Origin of the sequence: Desulfobotulus pelophilus, from assembly GCF_026155325.1 — a bacterium.
GTDB lineage: Bacteria > Desulfobacterota > Desulfobacteria > Desulfobacterales > ASO4-4 > Desulfobotulus > Desulfobotulus pelophilus.
The window spans coordinates 76564-91007 of sequence record NZ_JAPFPW010000001.1; the positions used below are offsets into that span (position 1 = coordinate 76564).

Below are 14444 nucleotides of genomic sequence, written 5' to 3' on the forward strand. Positions count from 1 at the left end.
GAGTCGTCAAAGATGCCGAAGCGCGGTAAAAAATATCTAGAGACCGGTAAAGGTCGTGATTTCACAGAACGATTTGCCTTAAGGGAAGGTATAGAGCTTGCCCTTGATGCTACCTACGTGAAATTTGATGAAAGCGTTGATGTGGCTGTTCGTCTTGGGGTCGATCCAAGGCATGCAGATCAGATGGTCCGAGGGACATGCATTTTGCCCAACGGGCTTGGTAAAGAAGTACGTGTGCTGGTTTTTGCCAAAGGCGAAAAAGCTAAAGAGGCTGAGGAAGCCGGTGCAGACTATGTAGGCCTTGAAGATCTTGTTGAAAAAATTCAGGGCGGCTGGTTTGATTTTGACAAAGCCGTTGCCACTCCGGATACCATGGGTTTTGTTGGGCGTATTGGTAAGCTTCTCGGTCCTCGCGGATTGATGCCGAATGCCAAAACAGGTACCGTTACCTTTGATGTCTCCCGCGCAGTCAATGAGCTGAAAGCAGGTAAGATAGACTTCAGGGTAGAAAAAGCAGGTATCGTCCATGCTCCGATGGGAAAAAAATCTTTTGGTCCTGAAAAGCTGGAAGAAAATATTCGGGCTTTCCTTGATAGTATCGAGAAGCTGAAGCCTTCTGCTGCCAAGGGTGCCTATATTCGTGGGATGGCTATCTCCACAACCATGGGCCGGGGTGTACGAGTTGATACCCTTGCTCTTAAGTAAAAACTGTCTGTATTCAGGTGAAATGACGGGAGGATGTAAATTCCTCCCTGCTTTTTCATAGCCGGAAATTTCGGTTACTGTCCAAGACAGTAGGTACACATGGAGTGTGTAAACGGCGTTGCCGACCTACCGAGACAGATCATGTTTTGGGTTTGGCCGGCACCTCCATGAAATTTAAAAGAAAGGGGGTGTTAGGAAATGAAGTTATCCGAAAAAGAAGCGATTGTGCAGAAACTGCAGGAAGGTCTCGCCAGCGCACAGATTACTATCATTACGGATTATGAAGGTCTCAATGTTGAGAAGCTTTCCAGTCTCAGGCGTGAACTGCGCGAAGCTGGTGCAGAAATCCATGTAGTGAAAAATACACTGCTGAGACGTGCTTCCGAAGGAACAAGTGCAGATCTTCTACGAGAACACTTTACGGGACCCAGTGCAATCTGCTATAGCTCAACAGATCCTGTCCTGCCTGCAAAGGTTCTTACAAAATTCGCAGAAGCTAATGAAAAGCTGGAAATCCGGGCGGCTGTTCTGGAAGGAAAGCCTTTGACTGTTGCTGACTTGAAAGCATTGTCAGAGTTGCCCAGCAGGGAAGAGCTCCTTGCTCAGGTTCTGTCTGCCATGATTGCTGTTCCTACAGGTTTTGTGCGAGTTATCAATGCAGTTCCCAGTGGTCTGGTGAATGTCCTGACGGCCATCAAGGACCAGAAGGAAGCCGCCTGATTTACGCTTGGTTGATAGAGACAAACTCTTATTTCTTATTATATGAATTTATACAAAAACGCTTGTTTTTTGGAGGCTTGATCCATGGCTGAAATTACCAAACAGGATGTAATCGATTTTATTGCTAACATGACCGTTCTTGAGCTTTCTGAGCTTGTGAAAGAACTGGAAGAAAAATTTGGTGTGTCTGCAGCCGCTCCCGTTGCCATGGCAGCCATGCCTGCAGGTGCAGCAGCTGCTCCTGTTGAAGAGAAAACAGAGTTTGACGTTATACTTGTGGCCGCTGGTGACAAAAAAATTAACGTTATTAAGGAAGTCCGTGCCATTACAGGCCTTGGCCTCAAAGAAGCCAAAGACCTTGTGGAAGGTACTCCTGCTCCAGTCAAAGAAGGCATTGCCAAAGAAGAAGCTGAAAAGTTCAAAGCCCAGCTTGAAGAAGCCGGTGCAAAGGTCGAGCTCAAGTAGCCGACTCCTGTCTTGTCCTGTCGTTTTCACCATCCGTTCACATAAACGCTTTTGCGGAACGCAGTCCGTGGGCTCTTGCTCGCGGACTTGTTTCGCTGTTGCGTAAGCAATCGGGGAGAAGCCATGTCCGGAAGCCCTCTGGCAAACAAGCGTGTGAGAAAGCGTTTCGGCGGAAAACACACCATCATTGATATCCCGGATTTAATAGGGATGCAGCGCGAATCTTATGAAAGATTTCTGCAGATGGATGTGTCGCCGGACCAACGTCGGGACATAGGTCTGCAGGCGGTTTTTAAATCAGTCTTTCCAATCAAGGATTTCACGGGAACCGCTTCCCTTGAATTTGTTTCCTATGATTTTGGTGAGGTGAAACATTCCGTCAGCGAATGTATACACCGTGGAATGACCTATGAAATATCCGTGCGTATTCGGGTGCGTCTTGTGGTGTATGACGCTGATAAAGATGCAGGTACCACTACCATAAGGGATATCAAGGAGCAGGAAATTTATTTCGGTACGGTTCCGCTGATGACCCCACGGGGCACCTTTATTATCAACGGTACTGAAAGGGTCGTTGTCAGCCAGCTGCACCGGTCCAGCGGTGTTTTCTTTGACCATGACAAAGGAAAGACCCATTCAAGCGGAAAAATTATTTATACGGCGAGGGTTATTCCTGTCCGCGGTTCCTGGATTGATATGGAGATTGATCCTAAGGACATTGTCTATATCCGCATTGACCGACGCCGCAAGTTTCCCGTTACCATTTTGTTCAAGGCCTTTGGGTATACTAACGAAGACCTTTTATCTTATTTTTATTTAAAAGAACGCATAGAGGTTCGGGGCTCAGAGTATTTTAAGGCTTTTAATGAACAGAGCCTTAAGGGTCAGAGGGCCAGTGAAGATGTTTTGGATCCTGATACTGGAGAAGTGATTGTCCGCAAAGGCCGCTTCTTTACGAAAAGGGCCATCCGTCAATTGCGCACGCTGGGTGTAACAGAACTTAAGGTGAACCCGGAAGAGCTCCTTGACCGCGGTGTTGCAGCAGATATTCTGGATCCTGAAACCGCTGAAATTATAGTAAAAGCCGGCGATATGCTGGAAGAAGAAATTCTGGAACGTATGCTGGAAAGCGGTGTTGCCGAGTTTGAGCTGCTCTTCGTGGACGCCAACTACAGTGCGGATTGTATACGCAAAACCCTTGTTGCAGATAAAACAGTATCCCGGGAGGAAGCTCTCGTTGAAATTTACCGGAGACTACGGCCGGGGAACCCGGCAACTCCAGAGGTGGCGTTGGAGTTTATTGACCACCTTTTCTTCAAGGCTGCCTACTATGATTTTTCGGGTGTGGGTCGTTTAAAGATGAATCATCGGCTTGGAATTAACACCCATATTGATGTACGCACCCTGCGTAAAGAAGATATTCTGCTTACGGCGAAAACACTGGTGGAGCTCCGTGATACCCAAGGGCTTGTGGATGATATTGATCATCTGGGGAACCGCCGGGTGAGGGCCGTCGGGGAGCTGCTCGAAAACCAGTACCGGATCGGCCTTGTGCGCATGGAAAGGGCTATCAAAGAGCGGATGAGCATGCAGGAAGTAGATACTCTCATGCCCCACGATTTGGTAAACCCCAAGCCTGTATCGGCCGTAGTGAAAGAATTTTTTGGAACCAGTCAGCTTTCACAGTTTATGGATCAGACTAACCCTTTGTCTGAAACCACCCACAAACGGAGATTGTCTGCTCTGGGACCGGGTGGACTTACACGCGAACGTGCCGGTTTTGAGGTGCGTGACGTGCATCCATCGCATTACGGTCGTATTTGTCCCATTGAAACTCCTGAAGGACCGAACATTGGTCTGATTGTTTCTTTGTGCACCTATGCCCGGGTAAATGATTTCGGTTTTATAGAAACACCTTATCGCATGGTGCGCGAGGGGCAGGTCTCCAAGGATGTTCGTATGCTGTCGGCTTTTGAAGAAAAAGAGCATCCCATTGCCCAGGCAAATGCTGTGGTGGGCGAGGATGGAAGGTATGTTGAAACCCAGGTTACGGCAAGAATAGCCGGAGAGTTTCAGATGGTTCCGGCGGGGGATGTGGAGATGATGGATATTTCTCCCAACCAGCTTGTGAGCGTTTCGGCCTCTCTAATCCCTTTTCTGGAAAATGACGATGCCAACCGTGCCCTTATGGGATCCAACATGCAGCGTCAGGCCGTACCACTGACCCGTAGTGAAGCTCCCCTTGTGGGAACGGGTATAGAAGGTGTTGTTGCCCGCGATTCTGGTGTTGCCATTGTGTGTGGTCGTGATGGAGTGGTGGTGGATGTGGATGCTTCCAGAATTGTCATTAAACATGAGCTGGAGGAGCATGAGTCACTGGATAAACAGGTGACTATCTTTAACCTTTCCAAATTTACCCGTTCCAATCAGAATACCTGCTTTAATCACAGGCCGATTGTCCAGCTGGGACAGTCCGTTGTGAAAGGTGAGGTGTTGGCGGATGGTCCCTCAACCGAGCAGGGTGAACTGGCTCTTGGTAAAAACCTCACGGTAGCTTTCATGCCATGGGGAGGGTACAACTTTGAAGATTCGATTCTTCTCAGCGAGCGCCTGGTGCAGAATGGCGTTTTCACCTCCATTCATATTGAGGAGTTCGAGGTGGTTGCCCGGGATACCAAGCTGGGTAAGGAAGAGATAACCCGGGATATTCCGAATGTGGGTGAAGAGGCTCTTAAGGATCTTGATGATTCCGGGATTATCCGCCTGGGAGCAGAAGTTGTCCCCGGGGATATCCTTGTGGGTAAAATTACGCCTAAGGGTGAAACTCAGCTTTCCCCTGAAGAAAAATTACTGCGGGCCATTTTCGGTGAAAAGGCCGGAGATGTCAAAGATACCTCACTGCGTGTACCGCCCGGAGTTGAGGGCGTAGTCATTGATGCAAAAGTATTCTCCCGTCGAGGCGTGGATAAGGATGAGCGAACACGAAGCATCGAGGATGCAGAAATACGTCAGTATGAAAAAGACCGGGATGACCGGATTGCTATTATTGAAGATGCTGCCCTTGAAAGAATCCGTGTTCTCCTGACTGGTCAGATTGTTCAAAGTGATCTGCGTAAGGCCAAAAAAGTTTTGCTGGCTGCAGGAACACAGCTTGACCAGGCTGCCATGGAAGGCCTTTCCGTTGTACAGCTTGAGGGCCTTGTGGTGGAAGATGCGGCTGTTACGGAACGGGTTCATGCCGTAATTGACCGGTGGAGAAGCGAGATAGATAATTCACGTCAGGTTTTTGAGGAGCAGGTCAGTCGATACGAGAAGGGGGATGATCTCCCTCCGGGCGTGATCAAGATGATCAAGATTTATGTCGCTATGAAGCGTATTCTTTCCGTCGGAGACAAAATGGCCGGACGCCATGGAAACAAGGGTGTTGTTTCCCGTATCCTGCCTGTGGAAGATTTGCCCTACTTTGAAGATGGAACGCCGGTTGACATGGTTCTTAACCCTCTTGGGGTACCATCGCGTATGAACGTTGGGCAGATACTTGAAATTCATCTTGGCCGCGCTGCACGTTGCTTGGGTAATCAGGTGGAAGAGATGCTCGGAAAGAAAGATACGGCAGCTCTTCGGGAAAAAATGGGGTGCATATTCAGGGGGCAGGAAGAAGTGGAAACGCGTCTTGCTGAACTGGATAATGAAGGGGTGCTGAATTTGGCAGCCCGTTACAGGCGGGGTGTTCATATGGCCACTCCTGTTTTTGACGGCGCACAGGAAGCGGAGATCAAGGGACTTCTTTCCGAGGCTGGTGTCAGCACCTCGGGTCAGGCTACGCTTTATGACGGCCGGACAGGAGAAGCTTTTGACGGGCCCATTACCGTGGGAACAATGTATATGTTGAAACTGCACCATCTGGTTGACGATAAACTGCATGCCCGTTCCATTGGCCCTTACTCTCTGGTGACCCAGCAGCCGCTTGGGGGTAAAGCCCAGTTCGGTGGTCAGCGTCTCGGAGAAATGGAAGTCTGGGCCATGGAAGCTTATGGTGCTGCCCATGCACTTCAGGAGTTTATCACGGTAAAATCCGATGACATGGCGGGCAGGACACGCATGTATGAGAAAATAGTCAAGGGACAGAACGTGCTGGAGCCCGGGCTGCCGGAATCGTTCCGGGTGCTCACGAAAGAGCTTCAGGCACTGGGCCTTGATGTCAACCTGATCGAAGGCGCATAAGGAGGAGGGACCCTTGGAAACTCTGTACGATTTTTTTGCCAAGCCGACGGACCCGAGGAAATATTCGGGTGTTCAGATTTCCCTCGCTTCTCCCCAGACGATAAGGGACTGGTCCTTTGGTGAGATTACCAAGCCTGAAACCATCAATTACCGCACCTTCAAGCCGGAGCGGGATGGCCTCTTCTGTGCTAAAATATTTGGTCCTACAAAAGACTATGAGTGTAACTGCGGCAAATACAAACGTATGAAACACCGGGGTGTTGTTTGTGAAAAATGCGGTGTTGAAGTCATTCAGTCCAAGGTACGCAGGGATCGCATGGCTCATATTGAACTGGCCTGTCCTGTGGCGCATATCTGGTTTCTGAAGAGTCTTCCCAGCAAGATAGGGAATCTTCTGGACATTACGTTGAAAAGTCTTGAGAAAGTACTGTATTTCGATTCCTATGTAGTGATTGATCCCAAAGAGACCGGCCTGGCGCGGCTTCAGATGCTTTCGGATGAGAAATATTACGAAGCTCAGGATCTTTATGGTGCCAGTGCCTTTGAAGCTGGAATCGGTGCGGAAGCCATTCAACGCCTTTTGGAAACCCTGGATCTGGAAACGGTATTTCATCAGCTGCGTGAAGATATTGCGGCAACTGCTTCTGTAGCCAAACGTCAGAAATTATCGAAGCGGCTGCGCATTGTGGATGCCTTCCGTAATTCCGGAGTGAACCCCGTATGGATGATTATGGAGGCAATTCCCGTGCTGCCTCCGGATCTGCGGCCTCTGGTTCCGCTCGAAGGCGGACGGTTTGCTACTTCCGACCTGAATGATCTGTATCGCAGGGTGATTAACAGGAACAACCGCCTGAAACGTTTGATGGATCTTAAGGCTCCTGATATTATTGTTCGGAACGAGAAGCGAATGCTGCAGGAAGCCGTGGATGTTCTGTTTGATAACGGACGGCATGGTCGTGTGGTTACGGGTACCAACAAGCGCCCTCTGAAATCACTTTCCGATACCCTTAAAGGCAAGCAGGGTCGTTTCCGGCAGAACCTTCTCGGCAAACGTGTGGATTATTCAGGTCGATCCGTAATTGTTGTTGGGCCGAATCTTCGGCTTCACCAGTGTGGTCTTCCCAAAAAGATGGCTCTGGAGCTGTTTAAGCCTTTTATCTATCATCATCTTGAGCAGAAGGGCCTGGTCTCTACGGTCAAGAGTGCTAAAAAGATGGTGGAAAGAGAGACGCCGGAGGTGTGGGATACCCTTGATGAAGTGGTCAAGGAATATCCAGTGATGCTCAACCGTGCTCCAACCCTTCACCGTCTGGGGCTTCAGGCCTTTGAGCCTGTCCTGATTGAAGGGAAAGCCATACGCTTGCATCCCCTGGTCTGTACGGCATTTAACGCAGATTTTGACGGGGACCAGATGGCCGTCCACCTGCCTCTTTCCGTAGAAGCCCATATTGAAGCCCGCGTACTGATGCTGGCGAGCAATAACATCTTAAGCCCTGCCAATGGGGAGCCCATAATTATACCGACTCAGGACATTGTTCTGGGGCTGTATTACCTGACCCAGAAAATAGCGGGTGTTAGGGGCGAAGGTGCCTGTTTTGCTAACGTGACGGAGGTACGACAGGCCTTTGATGCCGGTGAAGTGGATATGCATGCAGCCGTCACGGTACGCCTGAAAGATGGTTCGCGTGTTGAAACCACAACCGGGCGCGTTCTTCTCTGGGAGCTGATACCTGATGGTATGGTGTCGAGTTTTAACCACATCATGGTTACTACACCGGAAGACCGTGATAGGGTGGCTAAAGCCCTGGAGGGCGGAGCCCGGTTTACGGAGATCGCTCAACAGTATTCCAAGAGTGCGGATGTCTATCATAATGCCTATATCGGATTCCTTGACCCTAAAGAATTTACGCGTATTTTTGCCCTGAAAGGTGAGGCCGTGCAGAAACTCTTCGCCATGGAACCTGGGTTTTTGAGCGGGGCCATGGAAGAAGGCGGAAGATTCCACTTCTTTGAAGTGCTTGAACGGCAGATGGAGATCCCCTTTTCCGTAGTGAACAAAGTCATGGATAAGAGTACGATCCGTAAACTAGTGGATTACGCCTACAGAAACCTTGGTCCCAAGGGTACGGTTATTCTTGCCGATCGGCTTAAGGATCTGGGTTACGGGATTTCCACCCAGGGCGGCCTTTCCGTTGGCATTGATGACATGATCATTCCGGAAGATAAGTGGGATATTCTCAAAAAGGCTGAGGAAAAAGTGACGGAAATTAATCGTCAGTATACCGAAGGCCTGATTACCCAGGGTGAGAAATATAATAAGATAGTCGATATCTGGGCCAAAGGAACGGATGATATAGCCAACTCCATGATGGAGGGAATGAAAAAGACCAAACGGCACGAGCATGCTGAGGAAGGCGCTGTCGAGCGCATGAATGCCATCTTCATGATGGCGGACTCCGGCGCCCGAGGTTCTAAGGACCAGATGCGTCAGCTGGCTGGTATGCGTGGTCTTATGGCCAAACCCTCCGGCGAAATCATCGAAACTCCCATCACTGCCAACTTCCGGGAAGGACTGACGGTTCTTCAGTACTTCATCTCCACCCATGGTGCCCGTAAAGGTCTTGCGGACACGGCTCTGAAGACGGCCAACTCCGGCTATCTTACCCGTCGTTTGGCCGATGTTGCGCAGGACTGTGCCGTTACGGAGACGGACTGTGGATCCGTACATGGTATTGAGGTCCAGGCTCTCACCGAAGGCGGAGAAGTTATCCAGCGTCTCGGGGAGAGGGTGCTTGGCCGTGTTACCCTTGAAGATGTCCTCGATCCTTTTACGGATGATGCCATTGTTCCCGCTAACGTTGAAATAGATGAAAAGGTTCTTGAAACAATTGAAAATGCAGGGATTAACAGTATAAAAATACGGTCTGTACTTACCTGTCGTGCCGACAGGGGTGTCTGTGCCCGTTGCTATGGCCGGGATCTTGCCTACGGGCTGCCTGTAGAAGTTGGGCAGGCGGTGGGTATAATTGCCGCACAGAGTATCGGAGAACCAGGCACTCAGCTGACCATGCGTACCTTTCATATCGGTGGAACGGCTTCCCGTCGGGTGGAGCAGGCCGACCTGAAAGCCCGCATGGAGGGTGTTGTCCGCTTTGACGGCATTCAGGTGGTGGCCAATGCAGAAGGGAATCGCGTGGTCATGAATCGCCGTGGTGGTGAGTTTGCCATCGTGGGTGACACGGGGCGAGAGCTGGAGCGTCATCGGGTTATTTATGGTGCTACCGTCAAGGTTGAGGATGGGCAGAGGGTAAAGCCCGGAGATCTGCTGGCTGCCTGGGATCCTTTTACAACGCCCATTATTACGGAAGTACCCGGTGTTGTAAAATATGCGGATATTTATTCCGGAAAGACCATGCAGGAGCAGGTGGACCCCGTAACTGGCAAGGCCAGCCGAACAATCATCGAATCCAAACTGGCGGATATTCGCCCCCGTATTTCCATCCGTGATGAAAGTGGTAAAACGGCTGTGCTGCCGACGGGCTCCGGTATGGCCCGCTACTTTCTCCCCATCGGGGCCGTTATGATGGTCGAGGAAGGCGATGAGGTTCGTGCTGGAGATATTCTCGCCAAACTTCCTCGTGCCACCACTAAAACCAAGGATATTACAGGTGGTCTTCCCAGGGTAGCGGAGTTGTTCGAAGTCAGAAAGCCTAAAGAAACAGCCGTTCTGAGTGAAATTGATGGTTACGTGACCATATCCAAGGGGACCAAGGGTAAGCAGAAGGTCACCATCAAGCCGGTGGATGTGGGAGAAAAATGTGAGTATCTGATTCCACGAGGTAAGCATATCAATGTGTATGATGGTGACTATGTACGAGCAGGAGAGCAGCTTTGCGGTGGTTCTGTGAATCCTCAGGACATTCTGAACATTAAGGGTGAAATTGCGCTTGCTGCATACCTTGTGGACGAAGTGCAGGAAGTTTATCGTCTGCAAGGCGTGCGTATCCATGACAAGCACATTGAAGTGATTGTCCGGCAGATGATGCGCATGGTTAAAATTGTAGATGTGGGTGATACGGACTTTATTCTTGAAGAGCAGATTGACCGTCAGGTGTTTGAAAATGTGAACCGGGATGTGGTGGCAAAAGGTGGAATGCCTGCGCAGGGGGAGCCTCTGATTCTTGGTATCACGAAGGCTTCTCTGTCGACGGAAAGTTTTATTTCAGCTGCATCCTTCCAGGAAACCACCAAAGTTCTGACTGAAGCAGCGATAAGGGCAAAAACAGATGCCCTGCGTGGGCTTAAGGAGAACGTAATTATGGGTCGCCTGATTCCAGCAGGGACAGGGGTTGACGAGTACCGTAATCTGGAAATCCGGGTCCTGGAAGATATTGTTGCTATGGCAGAAGAAGAATAGGTTATTGACAAGTTTAATATGTATGTATAAAAATAAACATTTTGTCGTAATGGTGTTTGGGTCCATTGGAAAGGAGAGTATAAAAAAATGCCAACCATTAACCAGCTCGTTCGCAAGGGGCGGAAGCGTATGATCAGCAAGATCAGTACGCCAGCACTGAAGGGCGGGCCGCAGAAGCGGGGGGTCTGTACCCGTGTCTATACCACAACACCGAAGAAGCCGAACTCAGCCCTTCGGAAAGTGGCAAGGGTCCGGTTGACCACCGGAGTTGAGGTGACAGCCTACATTCCCGGTATTGGTCATAACCTTCAGGAGCACTCTGTTGTGCTTGTTGCAGGCGGCCGTGTAAAAGACCTTCCAGGTGTGCGCTATTCCATCGTTCGTGGGGCACTGGACACCCTGGGTGTTGCGGACCGGAAGAAGAGCCGGTCTCTGTACGGTGCTAAAAAACCCAAGTGACGAGAAAAGAGAGAGTATAGGGAATGCCCAGAAGAAGAGAAGTTCCGGAGAGGAAAGTTATTCCGGACGCAAAGTATGGCAGCGTCCTCATGAGTCAGTTCATTAATAAGCTGATGCGGGATGGAAAAAAAAGTACAGCAGAAGCCATCCTCTATGATGCCTTTGATATTCTGGCTGAAAAAAGCGGCGAGCTTCCGCTGGAAACCTTTGAAAAAGCGTTGGAAAATGTAAAGCCGATGCTGGAAGTAAAATCCCGCAGGGTAGGGGGGGCTTCCTATCAGGTGCCGACGGATGTTCGTCCTAAGCGTCGTACGGCTCTTGCCATTCGGTGGTTGATCACCTACTCCCGCGCGCGGAGTGAAAAAACCATGGCCAGCCGTCTGGCGGCCGAGTTCCTGGATGCGGCCAACAAGCGTGGTGCTTCTGTAAAGAAGCGTGAAGACACCCACCGTATGGCTGAAGCGAACAAGGCCTTTGCCCATTACCGCTGGTAGTCGGCAGCTGTAAGCGGAATAGCCGGGATTCTTGAAAGAATAACGATATGACAGACCGGCGCGAAGAGTAAGAGTTCGATCCGCGGGCAATGGTTGGGTACACTCCGCATGAAATGAAGAAAAGACAGGCTGGAGTTGCCGTAGCGTTGCCAATGGCAGGCTAACAGAGAAACCAATGGAAAATTTGATACTATGATGAACGCGAAAATCAGAATCAGGCTGCGGGCCTACGATCACAAGTTGCTGGATCAGTCTGCGCTGGATATCGTGGATACCGCTAAGAAGACCGGTGCCAAGATAGTCGGCCCGATTCCGCTTCCGACGAGCATAAACAAGTTTTGTGTTCTTCGGTCTCCCCATGTCAACAAGAAGTCCCGGGAGCAGTTTGAGGTCCGGACTCACAAGCGCATGCTTGACATTCTGGAGCCGACCCAGCAGACGGTCGATGCTTTGATGAAGTTGGATCTGTCTCCCGGCGTAGACGTGGAGATCAAACTGTAAGAGGAAGCTTGGATCATGTGCAAAGGACTGATCGCAAAAAAGCTGGGGATGACCAGGATTTTTAACCAGGATGGGAACAGCATTCCCGTTACCGTCGTCCAGGCCGGTCCCTGTGTTGTTACCCAGATTAAAACTGTTGAAACCGATGGGTACAATGCGCTGCAAGTAGCCTATGGCCCTAAAAAAGAGCAGCGTGTGAACAAGCCCATGAAAGGGCATTTTGCCAAAGCAGGAGAGCATTGCTTTTCTGTGGTGAAAGAGTTTGCAGTGGAAGATCCTACTCAGTTCACGCTGGGCCAGGAGGTCACGGTAGACCTCTTCAAGGTTGGGGATCTTGTGGATGTGGTTGGGACCACTCAGGGTAAGGGGTTTGCTGGTACCGTAAAGCGCCACGGTTTTCATCGTGGACCGGTAACCCATGGTTCCCATAATGTTCGTGAACCCGGTTCTGTAGGATGTTCGGCATGGCCCTCCCGTATTGTGAAAGGCAAGAAAATGCCCGGTCACATGGGAGTAGAGCGTAAAACGGCCAGAAACCTTCAGATAGTAGATATCCGCCCCGAGGATAATCTCCTCCTGATCAAGGGCGCAGTCCCCGGTCATAAAACCGGAATCCTCGAGATCAAGAAGCGGAAATACCAGAAATAGCTTCCGTCCGGTGCGTCGGGACTGCGGCGTTTGGATATGATGAGGAAACACCATGGCTGTCGTTGATGTTTGGAATCAAAAAGGCGAGAAAGTTTCCGAATTGGAACTTTCGGATAGCGTCTTTAATGTGGAAGTGAAGCCTGCTGTGCTGCATGAGGTTGTGAAAATGCAGCTGGCAACAAGGCGGGCAGGGACTGCGTGTGTAAAAAACCGGTCCGATATCAAGGGTTCTACCCGGAAGCTGTTTCGTCAGAAGGGAACCGGTCGTGCGCGTCGGGGAGATATCAAGTCACCCCTGCTGAGAGGAGGCGGAGTGGTCTTTGGCCCGCACCCCAGGTCCTATGCGTACAGCCTGCCCAAGAAGATCAGGCAGCTGGCTCTGAAGATGGCGCTTAGCAGCAAGCTGAAGAATGACAATGTTAAGGTGCTGGATGACCTTTCACTGGACGGAATCAAAACTAAAAATTTCGTTTCGGTAATGGAAGCCTTGAAAACCCGAAAAACTCTCATCGTTATCAGTGAGGAAAATCGGAATCTGGAATTGTCCGCACGGAACATCCCGGGTGTGAAGGTTCTGAAGTCAGAGGGGCTTAATGTCTATGATATTCTTCGCTATGATGACCTCCTGTTAGTGCCGTCATCGGTTCAGAGTATCGAAGGGAGGTTCGCATTATGAATACCCATGACATTCTCATTCGTCCCCTGAACACGGAAAAAACCAACATCCTTCTCGAAGAAGGCAACAAGGTTACCTTCGAGGTGGCTCCTGAGGCAAATCGTATCGAAGTGAAGAAAGCTATCGAGACGGTTTTTAACGTTAAAATTCTGTCCGTTCACATCCTGAATATTAAAGGCAAAGTGAAGCAGCGTGGCAGAATTGTAGGCAAGCGGAAAGATTGGAAAAAAGCGATTGCCACGTTAATGCCTGGGGAGAAAATCGAATTTTTTGACGGCGTATAAGCAGAGGGCATCCAATGGCAATTAAGAAAGTAAAGCCTACATCGGCGGGTCGCAGAAGTCAGGAGTATTCTGCGTTTGACGAGATTACCAAAACCACGCCTGAAAAAAGTCTGCTGCGTACCCTCAAGAAGAGCGGTGGCCGGAACGTCAATGGACGTATAACCTGTCGGCACCGGGGTGGCGGACACAGACGGCATTATCGTATTGTAGATTTCAAAAGGGACAAGGAAAATATTCCGGCTAAAGTTGCGGCCATTGAATACGATCCCAACAGATCGGCGCGCATTGCTCTTCTTCACTATGCAGACGGTGAGAAGCGTTATATACTTGCCCCGTTCAATCTTAAGGTGGGAGACACGGTTCAGGCTGGTGAAGCAGCGGATATCCGCCCTGGCAACACGCTTCCACTAGCCAATATTCCCTTGGGTACCCATATCCATAATATTGAGCTAAAAATGGGCAAAGGCGGTCAGATTGTCCGGGCAGCCGGTGCCTCCGCTCAGCTTATGGCAAAAGAAGACGGCTACGCCCTTGTGAAGCTTCCTTCAGGAGAGGTCCGTATGGTCCTTCTGCGTTGCAAAGCCACCATCGGTGAGCTTGGCAATAAAGAACACGCCAACCTTTCTCTGGGAAAAGCCGGGCGAAAACGCTGGATGGGTGTTCGGCCCAGCGTGCGTGGTGTGGCCATGAACCCCGTGGATCATCCCATGGGTGGTGGTGAAGGCCGTTCTTCCGGTGGGCGTCATCCCTGTACTCCCTGGGGCAAACCCACAAAGGGCTACAGAACCCGTAAGAACAAGGCCACCGACAAGTACATTGTACGACGGCGTTCCAAATAACCGTCTAACACC

The 14444-nt window shown here is 50.3% G+C and carries 12 protein-coding genes; all 12 read left to right on the top strand.

Annotation, left to right across the window (positions count from 1 at the left end):
- The first annotated feature begins 12 nt into the window (after positions 1–12).
- Positions 13–705, top strand: coding sequence for a 50S ribosomal protein L1 (rplA, locus tag OOT00_RS00350; protein WP_265423299.1), 693 nt, complete (start codon positions 13–15; stop codon positions 703–705).
- Between the two features lie 198 nt (positions 706–903).
- Positions 904–1425, top strand: a complete 522-nt coding sequence (gene rplJ / locus OOT00_RS00355; RefSeq protein WP_265423300.1) for a 50S ribosomal protein L10 — start codon at positions 904–906, stop codon at positions 1423–1425.
- 84 nt (positions 1426–1509) lie between these two features.
- Positions 1510–1890 (top strand): 50S ribosomal protein L7/L12, encoded by a 381-nt coding sequence (gene rplL, locus OOT00_RS00360; RefSeq protein WP_265423301.1) that lies wholly within the window; start codon positions 1510–1512, stop codon positions 1888–1890.
- Positions 1891–2013: 123 nt separating this feature from the next.
- Positions 2014–6114, top strand: a complete 4101-nt coding sequence (gene rpoB / locus OOT00_RS00365; RefSeq protein ID WP_265423302.1) for a DNA-directed RNA polymerase subunit beta — start codon at positions 2014–2016, stop codon at positions 6112–6114.
- A gap of 13 nt (positions 6115–6127) precedes the next feature.
- The gene (gene rpoC / locus OOT00_RS00370) at positions 6128–10531 is read left to right on the top strand and encodes a DNA-directed RNA polymerase subunit beta' (protein WP_265423303.1); all 4404 of its coding nucleotides are present in this window, start codon (positions 6128–6130) and stop codon (positions 10529–10531) included.
- A gap of 87 nt (positions 10532–10618) precedes the next feature.
- Positions 10619–10990 carry a 30S ribosomal protein S12 gene (gene rpsL, locus OOT00_RS00375; protein WP_265423304.1) on the top strand — a complete coding sequence of 124 codons (372 nt, stop codon included), beginning with the start codon at positions 10619–10621 and terminating at the stop codon, positions 10988–10990.
- A 23-nt stretch (positions 10991–11013) separates the two neighbouring features.
- The gene (gene rpsG / locus OOT00_RS00380; protein ID WP_265423305.1) at positions 11014–11484 is read left to right on the top strand and encodes a 30S ribosomal protein S7; all 471 of its coding nucleotides are present in this window, start codon (positions 11014–11016) and stop codon (positions 11482–11484) included.
- Positions 11485–11676: 192 nt separating this feature from the next.
- Positions 11677–11985: a 30S ribosomal protein S10 gene (gene rpsJ / locus OOT00_RS00385; RefSeq protein ID WP_265423306.1), complete on the top strand. Its 309-nt coding sequence runs from the start codon at positions 11677–11679 to the stop codon at positions 11983–11985.
- Between the two features lie 15 nt (positions 11986–12000).
- Positions 12001–12633 (top strand): 50S ribosomal protein L3, encoded by a 633-nt coding sequence (gene rplC, locus OOT00_RS00390; RefSeq protein WP_265423307.1) that lies wholly within the window; start codon positions 12001–12003, stop codon positions 12631–12633.
- Positions 12634–12685: 52 nt separating this feature from the next.
- Complete coding sequence (gene rplD / locus OOT00_RS00395) at positions 12686–13309, top strand: 50S ribosomal protein L4 (protein WP_265423308.1); 624 nt, start codon at positions 12686–12688, stop codon at positions 13307–13309.
- Positions 13306–13593: a 50S ribosomal protein L23 gene (rplW, locus tag OOT00_RS00400; protein ID WP_265423309.1), complete on the top strand. Its 288-nt coding sequence runs from the start codon at positions 13306–13308 to the stop codon at positions 13591–13593. The genes rplD and rplW overlap by 4 nt, the downstream gene beginning before the upstream one ends.
- A gap of 14 nt (positions 13594–13607) precedes the next feature.
- Complete coding sequence (gene rplB, locus OOT00_RS00405) at positions 13608–14432, top strand: 50S ribosomal protein L2 (protein ID WP_265423310.1); 825 nt, start codon at positions 13608–13610, stop codon at positions 14430–14432.
- The last annotated feature ends 12 nt before the right edge of the window (positions 14433–14444 follow it).

Excerpts from the sequence above, each read along its gene's own strand:
- rplA (WP_265423299.1), top strand. The coding sequence starts at position 13 with ATGCCGAAGCGCGGTAAAAAATATCTAGAGACCGGTAAAGGTCGTGAT.
- rplJ (WP_265423300.1), top strand. The coding sequence starts at position 904 with ATGAAGTTATCCGAAAAAGAAGCGATTGTGCAGAAACTGCAGGAAGGT.
- rplL (WP_265423301.1), top strand. The coding sequence starts at position 1,510 with ATGGCTGAAATTACCAAACAGGATGTAATCGATTTTATTGCTAACATG.
- rpoB (WP_265423302.1), top strand. The coding sequence starts at position 2,014 with ATGTCCGGAAGCCCTCTGGCAAACAAGCGTGTGAGAAAGCGTTTCGGC.
- rpsL (WP_265423304.1), top strand. The coding sequence starts at position 10,619 with ATGCCAACCATTAACCAGCTCGTTCGCAAGGGGCGGAAGCGTATGATC.
- rpsG (WP_265423305.1), top strand. The coding sequence starts at position 11,014 with ATGCCCAGAAGAAGAGAAGTTCCGGAGAGGAAAGTTATTCCGGACGCA.
- rpsJ (WP_265423306.1), top strand. The coding sequence starts at position 11,677 with ATGATGAACGCGAAAATCAGAATCAGGCTGCGGGCCTACGATCACAAG.
- rplC (WP_265423307.1), top strand. The coding sequence starts at position 12,001 with ATGTGCAAAGGACTGATCGCAAAAAAGCTGGGGATGACCAGGATTTTT.
- rplD (WP_265423308.1), top strand. The coding sequence starts at position 12,686 with ATGGCTGTCGTTGATGTTTGGAATCAAAAAGGCGAGAAAGTTTCCGAA.
- rplW (WP_265423309.1), top strand. The coding sequence starts at position 13,306 with ATGAATACCCATGACATTCTCATTCGTCCCCTGAACACGGAAAAAACC.
- rplB (WP_265423310.1), top strand. The coding sequence starts at position 13,608 with ATGGCAATTAAGAAAGTAAAGCCTACATCGGCGGGTCGCAGAAGTCAG.